The following is a 22,038-nucleotide window of genomic DNA, read 5'->3' as shown; positions in this document are numbered from 1 at the left end:
GGCAGGGCAAGAACAGGGCGATGGCGCCGCCCGCCCTCCAGGGCGCTGACTTCCCGCTTGGCGGATGCGTAAGGTCTTCCGGATGTCCTCCACCCTGCTACTGACGGACCCCCTCTTCTTCCAGCATGACCCCGGGCAGGGCCACCCCGAGTCGCCCTCCCGTCTGCGGCGCATCCTCGGCGTGCTGGCGAGCGCGCCAGTGAAGGGCACGCTGCTCACCGCGCCGCGCTCGGCCACGGACGCGGAGCTGGCGGCGGTGCACACGCCGGAGCTGCTCGCGTACCTCCAGCGCCTCAACGGGCAGAAGGCGCAAGTCGACGCGGACACCCTCGTGTCCCCCGACAGCGTGGACGCGGCGAGGCTCGCCGCCGGCGCCTCCATCCAGGCGGTGGAGGCGGTGATGAAGGGCGAGGCCCGCAACGCCTTCGCGCTGGTGCGCCCGCCCGGCCACCACGCCGAGCCCGACAAGGCCATGGGCTTCTGCCTGCTCAACAACGCGGCCATCGCCGCGGAGGCGGGACGGCGGCTGGGCGCCGAGCGCGTGCTGGTGCTCGACTGGGACGTGCACCACGGCAACGGCACCCAGGCGGCCTTCTGGAAGCGCCGCGACGTCATGTACCAGTCGGTGCACCAGTTCCCCTACTACCCGGGCACCGGCGCGGCCGACGAGGTTGGCAGAGGCCCGGGTGAGGGCTACACCGTCAACGTGGGCCTGCCGGGCGGCAACTCGGACGCGGACTACGGAATGATTTTCGAGGAGCTGCTGCTGCCCGTGGCGGACGCGTTCAAGCCGCAGCTCATCCTGGTGTCCGCGGGCTTCGACTCGCACCAGCACGACCCGATTGGCGGCATGGACGTCAGCGAGCGCGGCTTCGCGGCCATGTGCTCCGCGATGAAGTCCCTGGCCGACAGCGCGTGTGACGGCCGGTTGGTGCTGCTGCTGGAGGGCGGCTATTCGCTGGAGGGCCTGTCGCAGTCCGTGCATGCGTGCGTGGAGGTGCTCGCCGGGCGCAAGGACAGCTTCCCCACGGGGGACGTCCACGCGGACGCGCGGGACGCGCTGAAGGCCAGCCGCGACGCGATGCGGCCCTACTGGCCCCGCATGTAGCCATCCCCTGGCAACCGTGCGAGAAGCCCTCCACCTGCACACGGGAGGACAGCATGACGGAGACGAACTACCGGACGGCCTTGGTGACGGGCGCCTCGAGCGGCCTGGGCCGCGGATTGGCGCTGTGGCTCGCGAAGCGCGGCGTCCGCGTGTTCGCCACGGGCCGCCGCCTGCCGCAGTTGCAGGCCCTGACGGCCGAGGCCCAGGCGGCCGGCGTCACCATTGAACCGGTGGAGATGGACGTCACGAAGCCGGACGCCACGATGGAGCGCATCCGCGCGCTCGACGCGGAGTGTGGCGGCCTGGACCTGGTGGTGGCCAACGCGGGCGTGGGCGGCACCACGAACGCCAAGCGCCTCCAGTGGGAGCGCGTGCGCGGCATCATCGACACCAACGTCACTGGCGCCGCGGCCACGCTGAGCGCCGTGCTGCCCAACATGGTGGAGCGCAAGCGCGGGCACCTGGTGGGCGTCTCCAGCCTCGCGGGCATCCGAGGCCTGGCGGGCCACGCGGCCTACTCCGCGTCCAAGGCCTTCCTGTCCACCTTCATGGAGAGCCTGCGCGTGGACCTGAGCGGCACCGGCGTGCGCGCCACCTGCATCTACCCCGGCTTCGTGAAGAGCGAGATGACGGCCACCAACAACTTCCCCATGCCCTTCCTCATGGAGACGCATGACGCGGTGGAGCTGATGGGCCAGGGCATCGTCCGCGGCGACGCGGAGGTGTCCTTCCCCTGGCAGCTCGCGGTGCCCACGCGCATGGCGAAGGTGCTGCCCAATCCCATCTTCGACGCGGCCGCGCGCCGGCTGCGCTGAGCCTCCCCTTCCCCTGCTCCGGAGACGCCCGGTGACGACGCCCCTTCCCTTCGCCCACCGCTTCAGCCAACTGGCCGAACAGCGCTCGCCGTTCTGCCTGGGCATCGACCCGTCGAAAGATTTGCTCGCGCGCTGGGGCCTGCCCGACAACGCGCAGGGCCTGCGCGACTTCTGCGAGCGCGTGGCCGACGCCGCGGGAGACCGCGTCGCGGTGGTGAAGCCGCAGAGCGCCTTCTTCGAGCGCCACGGCCCCGCGGGCCTCCAGGTGCTCCAGGATGTAATGCGCCGCTTCAAGGCCGCGGGCACCCTCACCCTGCTGGACGTGAAGCGCGGTGACATCGGCTCCACCATGGACGCGTACGCGGAGAGCCTCTTCGGCGAGGGCAGCGCCTACGCGGCGGACGCGGCCACCTTCACCGCCTACCTGGGCCTGGGCGCCCTGCTGAAGACGCTGGAGCGCGCGCGCGCGTCCGGGGCCGCCGCCTTCGTGGTGGTGCGCTCCTCCAACCCGGAGGGCACGTCACTCCAGACGGCACGCGGCGAGGACGGCCGCACCGTGGCGGAGGCGCTGGCGGACGGCCTGCGCGCCTTCAACGAGAAGCCCGGCAAGGACGCGGCGCCGGTGGCGGGCGCCGTCATGGGCGCCACCCTCCCGGACTCGGACCACGGCGTCATCGAGCGGCTCGGCGGAGCGCTGCTGCTCACGCCCGGCATCGGCGCGCAGGGCGCCGGCTTCGACGACTTGAAGCGACTGTTCGCGGGGCGCGAGGCGCAGGTCATCCCCACCGCCACGCGCTCGGTGCTGGAGGCGGGGCCGGATGCCGCCTCCCTGCGTCAAGCGCTGGACCGGCACCTGGCGCCGGCCCGCGCCTTCCGCGCTACTGCGCGCCCATCATGAACTGATCGACGTCGACCGTGTTCTTGTCGGGCACCGCGTCCTTCGGCTCGGTGCCCTTCTTGAAGAACATCAGCTCCGAATCCTTGGAGCCGGCGGGGGCAATCTTCCCCGTCTTCTTGTCGATGTGGAGCCGCACCAGGTTCATGGACTGCCACGGGTAGAACTCCGACTGCGGGCGGCCCTCCAGCGCGCTCTTCATGTAGTTGAGCCAGATGGGGAGCGCGGCGCGGCCGCCCGTCTCGTAGCGGCCCAGCGGGTGCGGGTTCAAGTCGTAGCCCACCCACGCCACCGTCACCAGGTCGCGGGTGTAGCCGGCGAACCACGCGTCGAAGGAGTCGTTCGTGGTGCCCGTCTTGCCCGCCGCCGGCTTGCCCAGGCGCTGCGCGGGGCCACCGGTGCCCTGGAGCACCACGCCGCGCAGGAGGTGCGTGAGGATGAAGCCAGCCTCCGGGCTCATCACCTGCTCGCCCGGCTCGAAGAGGCGCGCGTAGCCGGCGGCCACGCGGTCCTGCAGCGGCGCCCACGCGTCGTCGAAGGCCGTGTGGTCCTCCAGCGTGCGGCCCCAGCGGTCTTCAATCTTGCGGATGAAGTACGTGGGCTTCTTGCGGCCGTACCGGTTGAAGGTGGCGTAGGCGTTGGCCAGGTCCACCGGGTACACGCACGAGGAGCCCAGCGCCGCGGAGAAGTCCATGTTCATGGGCGTGGTGATGCCGAGCTTCGTGCTCCACGCGGCCATGTTCTTCACGCCCACCGCGCCGAACGTCTTCACCGCGGGCACGTTGAGCGAGTTGACCAGCGAGGTGCGCAGCAGCACCTCGCCCTCGAACTTGTCGCTGTAGTTGGCCGGCTTCCACGACACCTTGGTGTCCGGGTCGTGCTCGACGATGGGCGAGTCGACCAGCACGGTGGCCTGCGTCCAGTCGAGCTGCTCCAGCGCCGCGGAGTACACGAAGGGCTTGAACGAGCTGCCCGGCTGGCGGCACGCCTGGAACGCGCGGTTGAATTCGTTGTCGTCGAAGTCGTACCCGCCCACCATCGCGGAGAGGTACTGACGGTGGGGGTCGATGGAGACGAGCGCGCTCTGCGCCTCCGGCGTCTGCTCCAGGCGGAAGAGCTTCACGCCCTCGCTGGGGATTTCATCCGCCAGCTTCTTGTCCCACTGCTCCTTGTCGTCCGTGAGGTCCTTCTTCGTCACGTGGCGCACCACGATGACGTCATTCTCCGCGATGGCCTTCTTCACCGACGTGATCATCATCGCCGGGTAGTAGCCCTCCGGGTTCACCTTGCGCGCCCAGCGCATGCCCAAGAGCGGCAACCGGCCCTTGTGCGGCCCCACCTGCACGTCGGCGCCCTTGCCGTCCGAGTCGATGGCGGTGACGACGCCCACGTAGAGCCGGTTCTCCACCAGCTCCTGCGCGCCCATCGTCTTCTTCGCCTTGGTGATGAACTCCTGGACCGCGTCCTTCGACGCAAGCTGCTCCACCGGGCCGCGCCAGCCCTGGCGCTTGTCCACCGACAACAGGCCGTGCAGCACCGCGTCCTGCGCGGCGCGCTGGCGCTCACTGTCCATGGTGGTGAAGACCTTGAGGCCCGCCTTGAGCAGCACGGGGTTGCCGTAGCGGTCCACCAGGTCCTTGCGCACCTGCTCCACGAAGTACGGCGCGAACTCGTGGAAGACGTCCTCCACGGGGTACACCTTCACCTCTTCGGCGTTGGCGGCGTCGTGCTCGGCCTGCGAAATCATGCCCTCCACCAGCATGCGGCGCAGCACGTAGGAGCGGCGCTTGCGGGCCGCCTCCGGACGCAGGAACGGCGAGTAGCGGCTGGGCGCCTGCGGCAGGCCCGCGATGAGCGTCATCTCGCCCAGCGTCAGGTCGCGCACGTCCTTGCGGTAGTAGTTCTCCGCGGCGCTCTGCACGCCGTAGCTGTGGTGACCGAGGAAGACGTTGTTGAGGTAGAGGTAGAGAATCTCCTCCTTCGTCAGCGACTCCTCCAGGCGCCGGGCGAGGATGGCCTCGCGAATCTTGCGGGTGAGCGTCTTCGCGGTGGCGGACTTGTAGCCCTCCGCGGAGATGAGCACCGCCTTCGCGGTCTGCTGCGTCAGCGTGGAACCACCCTGGATGCCGCCGGAGCGCAGGCCCAGCTTCGAGCTCACCGTCTTGAAGCCGGCGCGCGCGGTGCCCAACACGTCCACGCCGAAGTGGTCGAAGAAGCTGGAGTCCTCGGAGGCGATGAACGCCTGCACCAGCCGCTTCGGAATCCGGTCGTAGGCCACCACCTTGCGGCGCTCTTCGTAGAACTCACCCGCGAGCACCGCGTCGTCGGTGTAGACCTCGGTGACGATGGGCGGCCAGTACTCGTCCACCTTCGGGATTGCGGGCAACCCATCCGAGTACACGTAGTACAGGGCCGTCACGGCAATCCCGGCGGCCGTGGCCCCGGTCAGCGCCAGCCATCCCGCGCTCTTCAGCAGGAACTTCCACCAGCGCTTGGTTGGGACGCCCTCGAGCACCAGCTTCGAGCGGCTGCGGTCAGCGGATTTAGGGTCGGACATACGCGTTTCTTTTGGGCCTCGCGGGCGTCAGGGCACCAGGGCCGCCCGCTTGAGCACATCTCGGAGTTCGACGGCGAGGGGGGCTTCGACGGCCACCTTCGCGCCGCCTTCGGGATGCGGGAATTCGATGCGCTCGGCGTGCAGGAACATCCTTTTGAGCCCCCAGCGCGCCCGCACGTCGCGATTGAAGGCGAAGTCTCCGTACTTCGAGTCTCCGACCACCGGATGTCCGATGGCGGCCAGATGCCTTCTTATCTGATGCGTGCGCCCGGTCTCGATGGCGCAGGATAGGAGCGCCACCTCGGCCGACTGCTTCACGACCTTCCACCGGGTGACGGCCGCCTGCATGTTCACCCCACGACGGGCCTTGGATTCGGCCGTCTGCTGGTGCTCGGCCAGCGGCAGGTCGATGACGCCCGAGTCCTTGGGCATCTTCCCTTTCACCAGGGTCAGGTAGCGCTTGCGGGACAGGCCGTGGGTGAAGACCTCGGTGAAATGCACCATGGCCGGGCGCCGCTTGGCCACCAGGATGACGCCGGAGGTCTCCCGGTCCAGCCGGTGCGCGGGCGAGGCCGTGAAGTCGTTGCGGGTGGCCTTGGGGCCCAGGTAGGCCCGCACGTAGTCCACCAGCGTGCCGCCGGTGATGCCACTGCCGGTATGGACGGCCATTCCACTGGGCTTGTCCACGGCCATGAGCCAGTCGTCCTCTCGAAGGATGACCAACCGGCTGGGGTCCACCGGTGGTGGAGGCGGGTCCACTTTTGGACGTTCCGCCCCCACGAGCTGCTGCTCGTCGCCGCGGATGGTGAGCACGTCTCCTTCGGACAGCAACTGCTCGGGCTGCGCGCGCTTGCCGTTTACCCGCACCTTCTTGGTGCGAATCATCTTGAAGAGGTGGCTCACCGGAACATTGGGGAGCCGTTTGCGCAGGTGCTTGTCCAGCCGCATCCCGGCGGTGTCGGCTTCGATTCGGTACTCGATCATTTGTGCTGGCGCACGGACCAGACCATACGAATAATCCCGGGTCCATGGCGAAAGCCCCCAGTATCGAGAAGCTTCTCCAGAGTGGCTCGGCGGAATGGAACCGGATGCGCAAGTCCGGCCAGGTCGCCACCGACCATACCGGCGCCACCTTCACTCAACTGTTCTCCGCCAACACGGACCTGTCCGGCCTCGGCCTCATCGGCTCCGAGTGGGACCGGTGCGACCTGTCCAAGGTCAACTTCCGGGACGCGGACCTTTCCAACGCCTACTTCCATGGCGGCCGGCTCCAGGACTGCGACTTTCGGGGTGCGAACCTCGAAGGCACCACGTTCGAAAAGCTGAAGTTGTTGCGCTGCGACTTCACGGGCGCCAAGGGCCTCGACGACCTCGAGATGGACGACGTGGACATGGACCGCGTCGTCGGTCTGGACGGCGAGGAGGCCCCACCGCCTCCGCCGCCCCCCGCGCAGGGCATCACCGCGTTCACCCGTGAGCAGCGCGAGAAGGCGCTGGGCGCTCAGGCGGCCTCGCTGCTCCAGGGCGACGCCCCCAGCGACGAACTCCCGCCCTTCCGGCCCCAGGACCCGCCCGGGTCGCTCTTCTTCCGGGCCCTGAAGCGGATGGGCGTGCCGCCGCTGTGGGTGCTGGACGTTCCGGGCCTGCGCCCGCTCCTGCCGCAGCGGCTGCCCCCGGGCAGCTCGCTGGAGACGCTCTACCGCGAGGCGGTGAAGACGCGGCTGGAGAACAAGAAGCCCGCGGCGGACCCTGCGGTGGTGGACCGCGCGCAGAAGGCGCTGCGCATGGGTGCCAAGGACGCCCCCGTGGCGGCCATGTACCTGCGCGAGGTGGGCGTGCTGCCCCTGTTCCGCTTCTCCGCGGCCCAGGTGCTCAAGGGCGCGCTGCGGGAAGAGGTGGAGGTGGATGACCTGACGGGCTCCATCGACCCGCGCACCACCGGCGCGCTCCTGGAGCTGCGGCTGACGCACGAAGTCGTGGAGCACCTGCAGGAGGCGCGGCGCCGGCTGGCGGCCACGCAGCTCTACACGTCGCTGCTGGAGGCGGGCTTCAACCCGGACAACAACTGGGACGAGGCGCTGGAGTCGAGCGACGCGTCCATGGAGCTGGCGCAGTTGGCCACGGGTGAGGACCGCAATGCCCTGCTGGAGGGCTTCCAGGTCTTCGCGGCGCTGCCGGAAGAGGCCCGGCTGCGGCGGCTGGCCTACCTGGCCGAGTCCGTCACCAACCTGGAGCTGGTGAGCCGGCTGCCGGAGGGCATGGAGCCGTCGTGGCTGACGGGTCCCGAGACGCGCGAGTGCCACGACCGGGAGATGACGTACGTCCAGTCGCTGAAGGCGGAGGAGATTCCCGCCAAGGTCGCGGCGCTGGCGAAGGAGGAGCTGGGCGTCCCCGAGGGTGAAGTGCCCGAGGAGAGCGACGGCGACCTCTTCGTCCACCTGCGCTGTGACGTGTGTGGCAAGGAGAAGCTCATCGTCCAATCACCGGAGGAGTAGCCGTCCGGTGAAGGTCGAGGCCCGCGGGGCCGCGGGGTCCGGGACACGCTTCCGGACCTGGCGGCCCCGTGGTGTTTGTGGCCCGCGGCTCAGGCCCCTGGCAGCACGTACGTCACCGGATGGGGCAGCACCACCCGCACGGTGTCACCCGCGCGGATGACGCCGGGGCGCTCCACCCAGGCCACGAGTCCTCGGCGCTGCCAGGCCGCCTTCACGAAGCGGCTCGCCAGCTTCGGCAGGTCCGGGTGATGCGCCTCGATGACGCGCCCGGGCCCCACGCAAGGCTCGTTCTCCCCTTCCACCACCAGCGTCGTGTCCTCGGGGAAGAACAGCCGGGTGCCCGGTGGCAGGTGCGTCAGCCGAGGCACCCCCGCCACCTCCAGGTTCGCGCCCAACCACGTCGCGAGCACGCGCGGAACCCCCAGCGCCTCCGCGACCTGCGCGAGCTCCTCGGTCGACACCAGGGAGAATTGCCGCGTGTTGCGGATGGGCGTGCCCTTCGGGAACCACGGCGTGCGCACGTCCGCCGCGCGCGTCAGGCCCGCGTGCCGGTCCCCCTCCAAGCCCTCGAAGGACACGCGCGCCTCGGGCAGCTCCTTGGTAACGAAGCTCTTGCGCTCGGTACACACGAGGACGCGCACGAGGCGTCCCTCCAGTTGCGGCGTCTTGCGGCTCATGGCGTCCTGGATGCTACCCCGGCCCGGCGCCGCGCATCAGAACAACCCGAGCTGCTGCGGCTTGCCACCCAACGGCCGCGCGTCCATGCCCGCGTCACGCAGCGCCTGCGCCAGCTCCTCGGCGAAGCCGTGGCACGTCAGCACCTCCCGCGCGCCCGTGGACTTCGCGTAGGACACCAGCCCCGGGAAGTCCGCGTGGTCCGACAGCGCAAACGCCACGTCCGCGCCGTAGCGCCGCGACGCGCCCCGGTCCACCGCCCAGCCCGTCAGCACCGCCGTCGCCCGAGGCCACAGCGGCGCCAGCGCCCCACCGCGCGCGTGGTGCGGTGGGAAGAAGAGCACCTCGCCCGGCTCCACGCGGCCGTCGTAGCAGCGCAGGTTCTCAATCGGCACGCCCAGCTCGGCGTAGAGCTGGGCCACTTCAAAGATGGAGGCGTGCGCCACCAGCGAGAAGCCGCGTCCCGCCAGGTGCTTCATCGCCTCCTGGCTCTTGCCCAGCGGATAACCGAGCAGCACCGGCACGGCGCCGCGCTCCAACTGCATCCGCAGCCACGCCTCCACCTGCCCCAGCACCTCCGCGCGCGGCGGGAAGCGGTAGCGCGGATGGCCGAAGGTGGACTCGATGACGAGCGTGTCGCACTCCGCCACCACCGTCGCCTCGGCGGTGAGCGACGGCGCCACATTGAGGTCTCCGGTGTAGACGATGCGGCGCCCATCCGGCCGCGTCACGCGCAACTGCGCGCTGCCCAGGATGTGCCCCGCGGGCAGCAGCTCCAGCCGCAGCGCCCCCAACTCGAAGGGCGTGTTGAACGGCACCTCGCGCGGCTCGCGCACGGGCCCCAACCGGTGCGCCATGAAGCGCAGCGTGGCCGCGGTGGCGATGGTGCTCTCATGCCGCGCGATGTGGTCCGAGTGCCCGTGACTCACGAAGCACAGCGGCGACTTCCGCTTCGCATCCAGGGACAGGGGGGTGCCCGTCAGGTGCATCCCGTTTCGGCGCAGCTCCACACTCATGGGAAGGGCCCCGGGTATAGCGCGTCCCCTCCTCCGGGGCCCGCCTCACTTCTCGGCCCCGCCCGCCCGGCTGGAGGACAGGCCCCACGCCAGCACGTGAGCCCAGGAAGCACGGTCAACGTGCAGGTGCCCGAGCCCGCCACCACAGCCAGGCCACCGCGCCCACCTCGGACATCAGCACCCCGGACAGGATGAGCCCGCCGCCCATCCATTCGCGAGGCCCGAGCACCTCGTAGCCCAGCGCCACCGAGTACACCGCGGCGAACACCGACTCGAGCGAGTAGATGAGCGCCGCGCGGACCGCCGTGGTGCGCGCCTGCCCCCACGTCTGGACGCTGATGGCCAGCGCGCTGGCGAGCACGCCGCAGAGGAGCACCGCGCCCACCAGGGACGGATGCCACGTCAGCCTCCGCTCCACGAAGGGCAGGCACGCGGCGGACAGCGCCGCCACCGTCCACAACTGCACCGCCACCAGCCCCATGACGCCCTGCTTGGGCGCGTGCCGCTCCGTGAGGAGGATGTGGCACGCGTAGGCCACCGCGCAGCCCAGGGACAGCACGTCGCCCCGGGACAGGCCGCCCGCCGTCAGGCCCCCCTCCGGCTGCGTGAAGAAGTAGAGCCCCACCGCCGCCAGTCCCACGCCCAGGAGCGAGGTGAACTTCGGCGCCCTCCGGTAGACGACCACGGACAGCAGCGGCACGAGCAGCACGCACAGCCCGGTGATGAACGCGGAACGGGACGGCGTGGTGGTGGCCAGCCCCACCGTTTGCAGCGCGAAGGCCAGGAAGAGGCACGTGCCCAGCATCGTCCCGGTGCGCAGGTTGCGCGCCGTCAGCACCTGCCGCCCCGCCAGCGCCGTCAGCACCACCGCGCCCACGAGGAAGCGCAGCGTGAGGAAGGTGAACGGGTCGCCATGCCCGAGCGCGTCCTTCACCACCACGAAGGTGATGCCCCACAGCGAGGTGATGAGCGCCAGCGCGCCATCCGCGCGGAGCCGCTGCGACCGCGACGCCGAATCCGAAGCGACCGGCAGCATGTCGGACGTCGAGGTGCTCATGTCGGGCGTTTCCACCTGCAAGGGGGACAGCCGGTCCGTCACCACACGGCGCGCGGAGTCCCCGGCCGGGCGCTTTCTGACGCAGCCCGGGCGGCCGCGCAACCCTCCGCGGGCTCAGGCCTCCAGCCGGAGCTCGAACACGACGAGCCGCGTGGAGTCCCCGGTGGCGTCCCAGGCCTCGTTGGCCTGCTGGGTCAGCTTCTCGTCCGCCCGCTGGAACCCCAGCCGGTCGAAGGTGCGCAGGGAGGCCGCGTTGCCTTCGTCCACGTCCGCGTAGAGCCGCTCCTCGCCCTGCCGCCGGGCCTCCGCCATCAACACGTGGAGGATGCGGGTGGCCAGCCCCATGAGCCGGGCCCGGGGTGCCACCACCAGGGAACGCACCCAGAGTCCTTCCAGGTGCAGCCCTTCCTGACGGTAGGAGTCCACCCACGCGAAGCCTTGCAGACGCCCCGAGGCATCGAAGGCCCCCGCCGCGGCGCCCCGACGCTCCGCCTCGGACACGCCCCAGCGCTCACGGAGCTGGCGGCGCAAGAAGCCCGGCGTCACCACCAGCCGCTCCTCCGCGAAGGCCAGCAGCGCGTCCAGGTCCTTCGCCGTCAGCAGGCGCACCTCCAGCGTCCCCACCAGCCGGCGGCGCAGCGGCAGTGACCAGCCGGCGTACAGGAAGTTGCGCACGCGCCGAGACACTACCCGGGAGCGGGGCCAGGCCCACGCCGTGGAGGCGGCCTGTTGGGCCATCCACAGTGCCGGGCGGAAGGGCCGGGGCAGCGGCATCACCCAGGGGCCGCGCCGGAGGGCCACCACCCGGCCCAGCGCGACGCCTCCGGGCGCGTCCGGCGGCCCCAGGAGCGGCGCGGTCCGCCAGGGCGCCGTGGACAGCACCACGTGCGCCACCAGTTCGTCCTCCTGGCGCAGCAGCGCGACATCTCCGGGAGCGAGCAGTCCTGGACCGCAGCGCAGCACGCGCACCGAGTCTCTCGGGCGGAGCAAGGGCGACAGGCCGCGCCCCACACCCCGCACCCAGAGCCGGTGCCCCAGGGGCAGGGCCTCCAGTACGTGCACCATCACCTCTGCGGAGGAGGCTTTGCGCGACGTCATGCTCCCTGCCTCACGTGCCCACCGGCCCACTGGAGCACGCGCGAAATCTACCTGTTGCCCGGTACACACACCAACCGTTGGCGGCGTGAGGAGCCTTCCACGCGTTCCCCGCGCGGCCCTGGAGCGAAATATGAGGGGGCCGCACGCGAAGCGCGAGGGAAGCGTTCATGGACACGGTGCAGGATGGTTCGCTGGCGCCCCGGCCCGGGTGGTGGAGCCGCAATTGGCGCTGGGCCATGCCGCTGGGATGCCTGGGCCTGCTGGCCTCGTGTGCCTGCCTGGGAATGCTCGCCGCGTACCTGGGCTTCACGTCGCTGGGACAGTCCGACGCCCACCGGGAAGCCGTCGCCATCGCCATCGCGGACCCGGAGGTGGAGCGCGCGCTGGGCACGCCCATCGAAAGTGGCATGCCCCGGCGCTCGTCGACCCAACGGCGCAATGACACCTCGCGCGCGCAGTTCTCCCTGCCGTTGAAGGGGCCGCGTGGCGAGGCCACGCTGCATGCCCAGGGCGAGCAGCGCGGCGACGCGCCGTGGCGCTTCACCGCCCTCACCGTCCACCTGCGCGACGGCACCGTCATCAACCTGCTGCGTGACGAACCCCCGACGCGCCCCGAGCTGCCCCTGCCCGGCGAGCCGCCCTACGCGGACGAGCCCCCGGAGCCCGGCGAGCAAGCGCCTCGCGACGCGGGGCGCGAAATCGAGCTGTAGGGCGGCGCCTCCCGGAAATGCGAAGGGGCGGCGCGGGGAGGTCCCCACGTCGCCCCTTGGAGGAGGACACACGCGTGTCCCGCGGGACTACTTCAGCTTCGCCAGCTCCGCGCGCAGCTCGGGCAGCACCTTGAAGAGGTCCGCCACCATGCCGTAGTCCGCCACCTGGAAGATGGGGGCCTCGGGGTCCTTGTTGATGGCGACGATGGTCTTCGAGCTCTTCATGCCCGCCAGGTGCTGGATGGCGCCGCTGATGCCCGCGGCGATGTACAGCGCCGGCGCCACGACCTTGCCCGTCTGACCAACCTGCAAGTCATTGGGAACCCAACCGGCGTCGCACACCGCGCGGGACGCGCCCACGGCGGCGCCGAGGTCGTCGGCCAGGCCCTCAATCTCCTTGAAGTCGCCCTTGGTGCCACGGCCACCGGAGACGACCACGCGGGCCTCCGTCAGCTCGGGACGCGCGCTCTTCACTTCCTTGAAGTCGACGAACTTCGTCTTGGAGGCCTCGACCTTCGGGCTGAAGGCCTTCACCTCGGAGGCGCCCTGACCACCGGCGGCCGCGGTGAACTCCGTGGCGCGCAGGGTGAGCACCTTCACCGGCGTGGTCAGCTTCACGTCGGCGAAGACGTTGCCGGCCCACATGGGGCGCGTGAAGGTGATGTCCGCGCCGCTGCCGTTGATGGCCATGACGTCGGTGGCCATGGCGGCGCGCAGACGGCCGGCCACGCGGGGCAGCAGATCCTTGCCCTGCGCGGTGGACGCCATGCCGATGTAGTCCGCCTTCAGCTCCTGGGCGAGGGCGGCGATGGCGGGCGCGTAGGTCTCCGCCAGGTAGTGCTCCAGCTCGGGCGCGGCGCCCACGTGGACGGCCTTGGCGCCGAAGCCCTTGAGCTCGTCGCCGGCCTTGGCGGGGTCCTTGCCCACCAGGGCGATGTGAAGCTCACCACCGGCCTTCTCCGCGAGCTGCTTGCCGGCGGAGATGGCGTTGAGGGTGGCCTTGCGGAGGTTCCCGTCCGGCTGCTGCTCGGCGACAATGAGAACGATTGGCATGTGAATGACTCCGTAAAGTGTGTGCGGAAGGGCCGCTCAGACGACCTTCGCCTCGTTGTGCAGCTTCGCGACCAGGGACGGGACGTCCTCCACCTTGATGCCGGCCTTGCGGGGCGGCGGCGAGGACATCTTCAGGACCTGGATGGCCGGGGTGACGTCCACGCCCAGCTTCGCCGGCGACAGCTCCTCAATCGGCTTGCTCTTCGCCTTCATGATGCCCGGGAGGCTGGCGTAGCGCGGCTGGTTGAGGCGCAGGTCGGTGGTGACGACGGCGGGGAGCTGGCACTCCACCGTGGCGAGCCCGTTGTCGACCTCGCGAATCACCTGCACGCTCTTCTTGTCCGCGGAGACGACGATGGCCGGGACCTTGTTCTTCTCCTGCTCGCTCTCCATGGACTCGACCTTGGAGGCGAACGTGGCCTGGCCCCAGCCCAGGAACTCGGCGAGATACTGGCCCACCTGGTTCTGGTCATCGTCGATGGACTGCTTGCCCAGGACGACGAGGTCCGGCTGCTCCTTCTCCACGACCTTCTGGAGCAGGCCGGCGATGCCGAGCTGGTCCACCGGGCCCGTGTGGTTCACCCACACGGCGCGGTGCGCGCCCATGGCCAGGGCGTGACGGAGCTGCTCCTGGACTTCCTTGCCGCCGATGGACACGACGACAACTTCGCCCTGGTGCTTGGCGACGAGGCGCAGACCTTCTTCCACGCCGATTTCATCGAAGGGGTTGATCTTGTACTTGAGCCCCTCCTGAACGATGCCCGAGCCATCCGGCTTGACCTTGATCTTGGACTCGGGGTCTTCCACGCGCTTGGCGGTGACGAGAATCTTCACGGCGGTGCTTCTCCTTACGGGGAGGAGTTTGGAATCTGGAAAACAGTCCGGGCGGGCCAGGTTGACTCGGCGCGCGAACGGCCTGGGTTAATAGGCATTGGCGCGTCGCGGCGGCAATGGGAAAGGCCGCCGGACGCGGTACTGCGGCGCTACTTGAACAGTTCCCGCGCGATGACGAGCCGCTGGACCTGGCTGGTGCCCTCGTAGACCTGGATGAGCTTGGCGTCGCGCATCAGCTTCTCCACGGGGTACTCCTTGATGTAGCCGTAGCCGCCGTAGACCTGCACCGCGTCGGTGGCGACCTTCATGGCCATGTCGGCCGCGAAGCACTTGGCGTAGCTGGACTGGAGGGTGTTGCGCTTGCCCTCGTCCAGCAGCCACGCGCTCTCGTAGGTGAGCATGCGGGCCGCGTGGGTGTTCATGCCCATCTCCGCGATCATGAACTGGACGGCCTGGTGCTCGATGATGGGCTTGCCGAAGGTGCGGCGCTGGCTGGCGTACTCCATGGAGTGCTCCAGCGCGGCCCGGGCGATGCCCACCGAGAACATCGCCGTCAACGGACGGCTGTTGTCCAGCGTGGCCATGGCGATGGCGAAGCCCTGTCCCTCTTCGCCAATGCGGTTCTCCACCGGGACGCGGACGTCCTCGAACGTCAGCGACACGGTGTCGCTGGCGCGCTGGCCCATCTTGTTCTCGTGCTTGCTGACGGTGAGGCCTTCCGGACGGCCCTCCACCACGAAGCAGGTGATGCCCTTGTGCTTCTTGGACTTATCCATGGTGGCGAACACCGTGTACTGCTCGGCGTGGCCTCCATTGGTGATGAAGCACTTGGCGCCGTTGAGGACGTAGTGGTCGCCCTCGCGCCGCGCCGTGGTCTGCATGTTGGCCACGTCGCTGCCCGCCTCCGGCTCCGTGAGACAGAAGGAGGAGAACTTCACCTTCTCCGCGAAGTGCCCCAGCAGGCGCTTCTTCTGCTCGTCCGTCGCGTGGAGGATGATGGGGAGGTTGGCCAGGTCGTTGGCGATGATGGACGTCGCCACACCCGCGCAGCCCCAGCTCAGCTCCTCGGCGACGATGACCTGCTCCAGGTGGGAGAGGCCCACGCCGCCGTACTCGGCGGGGATGGCCATGTTGAGCAGGCCCAGCTCCCACGCCGCGGTCAGCAGGTCACGAGGGAACGTGGCCGTCTCATCGTAATGAGCGGCCTTGGGGCGAATCACTTCACGGGCGAACTTGCGAGCCGCGTCCTGCAGCGCGCGCTGGGCGTCGGTGAGCTGGAATTCCATGGGGCCCTCGTGCCTCCGTTGGCATGTTGACTCGGGAGTCAACGAATACATGCCACGGCGCGAAATCTCCAGTGCAACCCGCCTGGACCCCAGGGATGACGCCCGCCCATCTTCTCAGAAAGAAAAGCCCCACCCCCGGGCAGGGGGCGGGGCCTGGAAAACCCGCCGCGAAACTTGCTTTTCCGGGGGTTACTTGGCCGCCTTGGGGACCTTCTCCCAGTCCGCCAGGAACTTCTTGATGCCGGAGTCGGTGAGCGGGTGGTTGGCGAGCTGGGTGATGACGTTGTACGGCAGCGTGGCCACGTCCGCGCCCAGGCGCGCGGCCTGGAGCACGTGCACGGGGTTGCGCACGCTGGCCACCAGCACCTGCGTGTTGAACTGCTCGTAGTTCCGGTAGATTTCCAGGATGTGGGAGATGAGCTCCATGCCGTCCTGGGAGATGTCATCCAGGCGGCCCACGAAGGGCGACACGTAGGTGGCGCCGGCCTTCGCGCACAGCAGGGCCTGGTTGGCGGAGAAGCACAGGGTGACGTTGGTGCGGATGCCCTCGGCGGTGAGCGCCTTGGTGGCCTTCATGCCCTCCACGCCCATGGGAATCTTGACCACGACGTTGTCGTGAATCTTCGCCAGGGTGCGGCCCTCCTTGATGAGGTCATCCGCCTCCAGGGACACACATTCGGCGCTGATGGGGCCGTCCACGATGCTACAGATTTCGCGGATGGTCTCATCCAGGCCCCGGCCCACCTTGGCGAGCAGGGACGGGTTGGTCGTCACTCCGTCCACGCAGCCCATGGCGTGGGCCTTGCGAATCTCCTCCACGTCGGCGCTGTCGATGAAGAACTTCATCTCGTCCCTCTCCTGAAGGTGGAATGTGCCCCGGCCGAAGGCGACCGGGCGAGCAGGCGCGTAACCGATGGCCCCCCATGCGTCAAGGGTGGCCACCACCAGGGGGCGGAGGTAGAAGGCCGGACACCGCCCATGGCCCGCCCTTCCCGTTCCGCCGCCAAGAAGCCCCGTCTTCGCGCCCTCCCCGGCCGCGCCGCCCCGGCCCCCGAAGCGCCCTCCGACGCGGAGGCGACGCTCGCCTATGCGCGGAGCGTCCTGGAGGCGGAGGCCCGCGCCATCCTCGGGGTGATGGAGCGCCTGGGCGATGACTTCCTGCGCGCCGTGCAACTGGTGCGCGACTGCCGAAGCCAGGTGGTCGTCACCGGCATGGGCAAGGCGGGCCACATCGGGCAGAAGCTGTCCGCCACGCTGGCCTCCACCGGCATCCGCTCCGTGTACCTGCACCCCGCGGAGGCCGTGCACGGGGACCTGGGGCGCGTGGGGCGCGGCGACGTCATCCTCGCGCTGTCCAACAGCGGCTCCACGGAGGAGCTCCTCCGGCTGCTCCCGTCCTTCAAGCGGATGGAGACGCCCGTCATCGCCCTCACGGGTGACGCGAAGAGCCCGCTGGGGCGCGGCGCGGACGTGGTGTTGGACATCGGCGCCATCGCGGAGGCGTGCCCCATGGGGATGGTGCCCACGGCCTCCACGGCCGCGCTGCACGCGGTGGGTGACGCGCTGGCGATGACGGTGCTGCGCTCGCGACCCTTCGGGACGGAGGACTACGCGCTGCTGCACCCGGGCGGGAAGCTGGGGCGCTCCGTGCAGCGCGTCTTCGAGCTGATGCGCACGGGCCCCGCCAACCCGCTGGTGCGGGACACCTCGCCGCTGTCCGCGGTGGTGGCGGTGATGACGAAGACGCCGGGCCGGCCGGGCGCCGCCTGCGTGGTGGACAAGGCGGGGAAGCTGGTGGGCATCTTCACCGACGGCGATTTGCGCCGCCGCGTGGAGTCGGGCCTCACGGACTTCACGGTGCCGGTGCGCGAGCTGATGGGGAAGAACCCGCGCTGCGTGACGCCGGAGACGCTGGTGCTCACAGCGACCGCGCAGATGCGCGAGCTGCGGGTGGACCAGCTCCCCGTGGTGGACGTGGAGGGCCGCGCGGTGGGCCTGCTCGACGTGCAGGACCTGCTGGCCGCGAAGTTCGTCTGACGAAGGCGGCTACTTCCCCAGCTTCTCCTGGAGGCTGGCCTTGTTGGGGTACTCCGGCGCGTCGGCGGCGAGCTTCGCCCAGAGCGCCTTCGCGCCCTTCTCGTCCCCCTTGGCCTTCAAGGTGTCGCCCAGCTTCTCCACGGAGAGCGGGTCGGACTGCACGGCCACGCCCCACACGCGCGCGGCCATGGGGCGCTCCAGGCCCACCAGGGCCCAGGCCATGCCCGCCTTCGCGCGACCATTCTCCGGCTGGAAGGGCACCACGCGCGTGTAGTTGGCGAGCGCCTCCTGGTAGTTCCCCTTCGCCAGGAGCGCCTCGCCCTCCTCCACCAGCTTCGCCAGGCCCTGCTCCAGCTCCGGCGTGCGCTCGGTGTTCTTCACCGCGTCCACCATGTCCTGCGACAGCGGACGGGGCGCGTCCGGCGCGGCGGCGGTGGGCGCCTGCGACAAGCGGATGCGGCGGTCCTCGGCGCGCGACGCCACCAGCTTCTTGCGGCCCCCCGCCCTCACCGTCTCCTCCACCAGCCCCGCCATCCGCTTCGCCATGGACGCGCGATACGAATCCGGGTGCGCGGCCACCAGCGCCTCGAAGCCCGCGCCCGCCTCCTTCAGCGCCGCGACGTCGTCGCCCTTCGTCTCGAAGAGCAGCGCCGCGCGCGAATACAGGGCGTCCTCGTGCCGGGGCTCCACCTCCAGCACGGCGTCGTAGGCGGCCAGCGCCTTGGCGCTGTCGTTGGACAGGTAGTGCGCGTTGGCCTGCATCACCGCCACGTCCAGCACGGGCGCCAGCGCGGCGCGAGAACAAGCAGCGGCGCCCGCGGCGTCACCCTTCTGCGCGCGCGTCTGGGCGACCGCGCCCATCTCCTCCACCGGCATGTTCACGGTGAAGCCACACCCCGCGGCCTCCGCGGTGGGCATGGCGGCCTTGCCCAGCTTCTTGCGCTGCGCCAGGAACAGCTCGCGCGTGGGCCTGGCGCGCGACAGCGCCTGCTGGAGATACGTGAGCGCCTCCGTGTTGCGGCCGTTGACGTAGTAGAGGCGCCCCAGCGACGCGGCGATCTCGAACGTCTTCTCCCGGTCCGCCAGCCCCTCGGTCGAATCGAGCTGGCGCAGCAGCTCGTCCGCGGACGGCGGCGCCCGGCCCGTGCCCGACATGGGCGGGTGGCCCGGCGGGAGCTGCTCCGGGTTGATGCTGGGGGCCACGCCCTCGGTCGGCGGGTGGCCCTCGGGCATGGCGGCCCCCGGCCGGGCGGGCGAGGCCTGCGTCCCCGGAGGGATGACCGGATGGCCAGCGGGGAGCGTCGAGGAGGGTTCCGCGCTCAGCAGCGCCGCGGTGGCCAGGGCAAGGGACAGGTTCATGTGTCGTTGCTCGAGTAGCTCGCTTCCGGCCACCACGTGGCCTCGCTCCTGCGAACATCCTGCGGGGCGAGTTTCCCGAGGAGCTCCTTCACCGACATCCCCAGTACCGGATGACGCAGGTGCGGCGCCAGTTCCGCGAGCGGCTCCAGGGCGAAGCGGCGCTTGTGCAGCTCCAGGTGGGGCACCTGGAGCGTGGGGTCCGCCACCACCTGTCCCTCCCAGAAGAGGATGTCCAGGTCGATGGTCCGCGGGCCCCAGCGCACGTCGCGGCGGCGGCCCAGGTCCTTCTCAATCTGCTGGAGGATGCAGAGCAGCCGCTGCGGCGGCAGGCCACACTCCAGGGCCACCACCGCGTTGAGGAAGCGCGGCTGCGGCGGCCCCACGGGGGCGCTGTCGAACAACGACGAGCAGTGGAGCACCGCCACCGCATCGATGCGGGACAGCGCGGACAGGGCGGCGACGAGGTGGTTCTCGCGCTCCCCCTCGTTCGAACCCAATCCGACGTAGACGGTATCGCTCACGGCTCCAGCTCAACAGGGTTCACCAGGGTTCCGATTCCCTCCAGCTCCACCTCCACCGTGTCCCCAGCCGACAGCTTCCCCACCCCGGACGGCGTCCCGGTGCTGATGATGTCCCCGGGCAGCAGCGTCATGATGTGGGAGATGAACGACACCAGGCGCGCGGGGCTGAAAATCATGTCGGACGTGCGGCTGTCCTGGCGCACCTCCCCATTCACCCGGCACACAATCCGGAGGTCGTCCGGGGACAGGCCCGTCACCGCCCACGGCCCGGCGCACGCGAAGGTGTCGTAGCCCTTGGCGCGGGTGTGCTGAATCTCGCGCCGCTGGACGTCCCGCGCCGTCACGTCGTTGAAGCAGGTGAGGCCCCAGATGGCGCGCGCGGCGGTGGACTCGTCGGCGTTCTTCAGCTTCTCGCCAATGACGAGCGCCAGCTCCGCCTCGTAGTGCACTTCCTGGCTCGCCTTGGGGATGCGGATGGGCGAGCGCGTGCCGTTGAGCGCCGTGGAGGGCTTGGTGAAGATGAGCGGCTCGGGCGGCACCGGCTTGCCCATCTCCTCCGCGTGCTTGCGGTAGTTCTGCCCGATGCAGACCACCTTGGACGCGTCCGACGGCACCAGCAGCGTCAGCGAGGACAACGAGCGGTGGATGCCCGTCTCCTTCGAGCCGGCGGCCCACGGCGCGCCGGTGAGGACCACCACCTCGGAGCCCTCCACGCGCCCGTGGTGGGCGCGGCCCTCGTGCAGGAAGCGGCAGTAGCGCGCGGTCGTCATGCGGTCCTCTGGAAGCCGAGCACGTCGGCCATGTCGTGGAGCCCAGGCGCGCGCCCCGCCACCCAGCGCGCGGCCCTCAACGCGCCCGCGGCGAACTGGTCTCGGTTGGTGGCTCGGTGCGTGAGCTCGATGCGCTCGCCCTCGCCGAAGAAGTACACGGTGTGCTCGCCCACCACGTCGCCGCCCCGGAGCGTCTGCACACCAATCTCGCGCGCCGGACGCGCGCCAATCTGCCCATGCCGGGCGAAGGCCAAATCATCCTGGGTGCGGCCCAGCGCCTCCGCCAGCACGTCCGCCAGCCGCAGCGCGGTGCCGCTGGGCGCGTCCTTCTTCATGCGGTGGTGCGCCTCCAGCACCTCCACGTCGAAGCCCGGCCCCAGCACCCGCGCCAGCTCCGCGGCCATGCGGATGACCAGGTTGACGCCCACCGACATGTTCGGCGCGGCGACGATGGGCACCTCCTTCGCGCTCTGGGCCAGCGCCTCGGACGCCTCCGGCGTGAAGCCGGTGGAGCCCACGACCAGGGCCACGCCGCGCGCGGCGCACACCTTCGCGTGGGCCACGCTCAGCTCGGCGCTGGTGAAGTCGATGACAACATCCGCGGGCGAGGCGTCCAGCGCTCGCTCCAGGCTGTCCACCACCTGCACGCCCACGGGGCCCAGCCGCGTGGCCACCCCGGCGTCCTGGCCCACCGAGGGGCTGCCCGGACGCGCCGTGCCGCCCACCACCCGCAGGTCTCCCGAGTCGCGCGCCAGGCGAAGCAACGTGCTGCCCATGCGGCCGGTGATACCGGTGATGACGGTGCGAATCATGTCTGCCGCGCTCCAGGTGACGGCGTGATGCGGAAAGGCTCAGCCCTTGAGCAACCCGAGCTGGCGCATGCTGTCGCGCAGCTTCGCGGCGTTGGGCTCGGTCATCTGCATCAGGGGCAACCGCACTTCGGGCCCAAACAATCCCATGATGTGCAGGCCCCACTTCACGGGCGAGGGGCTGGACTCGATGAAGAGCAGCCGGTGCAGCTCGTTCATCCGCACCTGGAGGTCGCGCGCCACCGCGATGTCACCCTTGCGCGCCGCCGCCACCAGGTCCGCCATCATCCGCGGCGCCACGTTGGACGACACGGAGATGACACCCTTGCCGCCGCAGGCGATGAAGGGCAGCACGGTGAAGTCGTCACCGGACAGCAGCGTCATCCGGTCGCCACACTTCTCCAGGATGTCGATGGCCCGCGACATGCTGCCGGTGGCCTCCTTGAGGGCCACCACCTCGGGGATGTCACACAGCCGCAGCACCGTGTCGGGCAGCAGGTCCACGCCCGTCCGGCCCGGGACGTTGTAGGCGATGATGGGGAAGCCCGGGTGCGCCTGGGCCACCGCGCGGTAGTGCTCCACCAGGCCCGCCTGCGTGGGCTTGTTGTAGTAGGGCGTGACGATGAGCGTGCCATCCGCGCCCGCCTCGCGCACCCGGCGGACGCCTTCGATGGTCTCCGCCGTGCTGTTGGAGCCGGCGCCGCCCACCACCGTCACGCGGCCCTTCGCCTCCTCCACCACGACCTTCACGGCGCGCGCGCGCTCGTCCGCCGTCATGGTGACGGCCTCGCCGGTGGTGCCCATGGGCACCAGCACGCTCGTGCCACCTTCAATCTGCTGACGGACCAGTGCCCGGTATGCGGGCTCGTCGAGCGCTCCGTTGCGGAACGGAGTGGCCAGGGCCGTCATGGAGCCTTCGAAGGTCTTCATGACGGGGCTTATA

Annotated in this window: 21 protein-coding genes; 6 read left to right on the top strand and 15 right to left on the bottom strand. The window is 70.1% G+C overall.

Going from position 1 to position 22,038, the window contains the following annotated elements; translation table 11 throughout:
- Window positions 1–82: 82 nt before the first annotated feature.
- Genes A176_RS04805 through pyrF form a run of 3 tightly spaced genes read left to right on the top strand, consistent with a single transcriptional unit; the run spans window position 83 to window position 2,821 of the window.
- Window positions 83–1,108: a histone deacetylase family protein gene (locus A176_RS04805; RefSeq protein ID WP_002640444.1), complete on the top strand. Its 1,026-nt coding sequence runs from the start codon at window positions 83–85 to the stop codon at window positions 1,106–1,108.
- A 53-nt stretch (window positions 1,109–1,161) separates the two neighbouring features.
- Window positions 1,162–1,923 (top strand): SDR family oxidoreductase, encoded by a 762-nt coding sequence (locus A176_RS04800; protein ID WP_021781112.1) that lies wholly within the window; start codon window positions 1,162–1,164, stop codon window positions 1,921–1,923.
- Window positions 1,924–1,954: 31 nt separating this feature from the next.
- Window positions 1,955–2,821: an orotidine-5'-phosphate decarboxylase gene (gene pyrF, locus A176_RS04795; RefSeq protein ID WP_002635741.1), complete on the top strand. Its 867-nt coding sequence runs from the start codon at window positions 1,955–1,957 to the stop codon at window positions 2,819–2,821.
- On the opposite strand, the gene A176_RS04790 is transcribed toward pyrF, so the two are convergent.
- A complete protein-coding gene (locus tag A176_RS04790) occupies window positions 2,802–5,375 on the bottom strand; it encodes a penicillin-binding protein 1A (RefSeq protein WP_002635742.1) in 2,574 nt (857 codons plus the stop codon). The genes pyrF and A176_RS04790 overlap by 20 nt on opposite strands.
- 27 nt (window positions 5,376–5,402) lie before the next feature.
- Window positions 5,403–6,359, bottom strand: a complete 957-nt coding sequence (locus A176_RS04785) for an RluA family pseudouridine synthase (protein ID WP_002635743.1) — start codon at window positions 6,357–6,359, stop codon at window positions 5,403–5,405.
- A gap of 44 nt (window positions 6,360–6,403) precedes the next feature.
- Here A176_RS04785 and A176_RS04780 point away from each other — a divergent pair, with 44 nt between their 5' ends.
- The gene (locus tag A176_RS04780; RefSeq protein ID WP_002635744.1) at window positions 6,404–7,870 is read left to right on the top strand and encodes a pentapeptide repeat-containing protein; all 1,467 of its coding nucleotides are present in this window, start codon (window positions 6,404–6,406) and stop codon (window positions 7,868–7,870) included.
- Window positions 7,871–7,959: 89 nt separating this feature from the next.
- Here the strand turns inward: A176_RS04780 and A176_RS04775 are convergent, their stop codons facing one another.
- From A176_RS04775 to A176_RS04760, 4 genes are all read right to left on the bottom strand, one after another.
- Window positions 7,960–8,547, bottom strand: a complete 588-nt coding sequence (locus A176_RS04775; RefSeq protein WP_044889686.1) for an MOSC domain-containing protein — start codon at window positions 8,545–8,547, stop codon at window positions 7,960–7,962.
- Between the two features lie 36 nt (window positions 8,548–8,583).
- Entirely contained in the window at window positions 8,584–9,561 is a 978-nt protein-coding gene (locus A176_RS04770) for an MBL fold metallo-hydrolase (RefSeq protein WP_044889687.1), read from the bottom strand.
- A gap of 115 nt (window positions 9,562–9,676) precedes the next feature.
- Window positions 9,677–10,618, bottom strand: coding sequence for a DMT family transporter (locus A176_RS04765; protein ID WP_226994202.1), 942 nt, complete (start codon window positions 10,616–10,618; stop codon window positions 9,677–9,679).
- 114 nt (window positions 10,619–10,732) lie between these two features.
- On the bottom strand, window positions 10,733–11,716 hold the full coding sequence (locus tag A176_RS04760; protein ID WP_082282684.1) for a GNAT family N-acetyltransferase: 984 nt from the start codon (window positions 11,714–11,716) through the stop codon (window positions 10,733–10,735).
- A gap of 167 nt (window positions 11,717–11,883) precedes the next feature.
- On the opposite strand from A176_RS04760, the gene A176_RS04755 reads away from it, so the two are divergent.
- Window positions 11,884–12,426 carry a cytochrome c oxidase assembly factor Coa1 family protein gene (locus tag A176_RS04755; RefSeq protein WP_002635749.1) on the top strand — a complete coding sequence of 181 codons (543 nt, stop codon included), beginning with the start codon at window positions 11,884–11,886 and terminating at the stop codon, window positions 12,424–12,426.
- Window positions 12,427–12,513: 87 nt separating this feature from the next.
- Here A176_RS04755 and A176_RS04750 read toward each other — a convergent pair whose 3' ends face one another.
- The 4 genes from A176_RS04750 to fsa form a co-directional block, all read right to left on the bottom strand.
- Entirely contained in the window at window positions 12,514–13,479 is a 966-nt protein-coding gene (locus A176_RS04750) for an electron transfer flavoprotein subunit alpha/FixB family protein (RefSeq protein WP_002635750.1), read from the bottom strand.
- Window positions 13,480–13,515: 36 nt separating this feature from the next.
- Complete coding sequence (locus A176_RS04745; RefSeq protein ID WP_002635751.1) at window positions 13,516–14,313, bottom strand: electron transfer flavoprotein subunit beta/FixA family protein; 798 nt, start codon at window positions 14,311–14,313, stop codon at window positions 13,516–13,518.
- 149 nt (window positions 14,314–14,462) lie between these two features.
- On the bottom strand, window positions 14,463–15,599 hold the full coding sequence (locus A176_RS04740) for an acyl-CoA dehydrogenase family protein (RefSeq protein ID WP_002635752.1): 1,137 nt from the start codon (window positions 15,597–15,599) through the stop codon (window positions 14,463–14,465).
- A 189-nt stretch (window positions 15,600–15,788) separates the two neighbouring features.
- Window positions 15,789–16,445, bottom strand: coding sequence for a fructose-6-phosphate aldolase (gene fsa, locus A176_RS04735; RefSeq protein WP_002635753.1), 657 nt, complete (start codon window positions 16,443–16,445; stop codon window positions 15,789–15,791).
- 132 nt (window positions 16,446–16,577) lie between these two features.
- Here fsa and A176_RS04730 point away from each other — a divergent pair, with 132 nt between their 5' ends.
- Entirely contained in the window at window positions 16,578–17,636 is a 1,059-nt protein-coding gene (locus A176_RS04730; protein ID WP_002635754.1) for a KpsF/GutQ family sugar-phosphate isomerase, read from the top strand.
- Window positions 17,637–17,645: 9 nt separating this feature from the next.
- Here the strand turns inward: A176_RS04730 and A176_RS04725 are convergent, their stop codons facing one another.
- Genes A176_RS04725 through dapA form a run of 5 tightly spaced genes read right to left on the bottom strand, consistent with a single transcriptional unit; the run spans window position 17,646 to window position 22,025 of the window.
- Window positions 17,646–18,995, bottom strand: coding sequence for a tetratricopeptide repeat protein (locus tag A176_RS04725; RefSeq protein ID WP_044889688.1), 1,350 nt, complete (start codon window positions 18,993–18,995; stop codon window positions 17,646–17,648).
- The gene (gene folK / locus A176_RS04720; RefSeq protein WP_002635756.1) at window positions 18,992–19,516 is read right to left on the bottom strand and encodes a 2-amino-4-hydroxy-6-hydroxymethyldihydropteridine diphosphokinase; all 525 of its coding nucleotides are present in this window, start codon (window positions 19,514–19,516) and stop codon (window positions 18,992–18,994) included. Before folK ends, A176_RS04725 begins: the two co-directional genes overlap by 4 nt.
- Window positions 19,513–20,286, bottom strand: coding sequence for a fumarylacetoacetate hydrolase family protein (locus A176_RS04715; protein ID WP_002635757.1), 774 nt, complete (start codon window positions 20,284–20,286; stop codon window positions 19,513–19,515). The genes folK and A176_RS04715 overlap by 4 nt, the downstream gene beginning before the upstream one ends.
- Window positions 20,283–21,098: a 4-hydroxy-tetrahydrodipicolinate reductase gene (dapB, locus tag A176_RS04710; protein WP_002635758.1), complete on the bottom strand. Its 816-nt coding sequence runs from the start codon at window positions 21,096–21,098 to the stop codon at window positions 20,283–20,285. The genes A176_RS04715 and dapB overlap by 4 nt, the downstream gene beginning before the upstream one ends.
- 39 nt (window positions 21,099–21,137) lie before the next feature.
- Entirely contained in the window at window positions 21,138–22,025 is an 888-nt protein-coding gene (gene dapA, locus A176_RS04705) for a 4-hydroxy-tetrahydrodipicolinate synthase (protein ID WP_002635759.1), read from the bottom strand.
- Between the last annotated feature and the right edge of the window lie 13 nt (window positions 22,026–22,038).

Source organism: Myxococcus hansupus (genome assembly GCF_000280925.3).
GTDB lineage: Bacteria > Myxococcota > Myxococcia > Myxococcales > Myxococcaceae > Myxococcus > Myxococcus hansupus.
The sequence above is the reverse complement of the archived record's forward strand: the minus strand, read 5'-3'. Positions and strand labels throughout refer to the sequence as shown.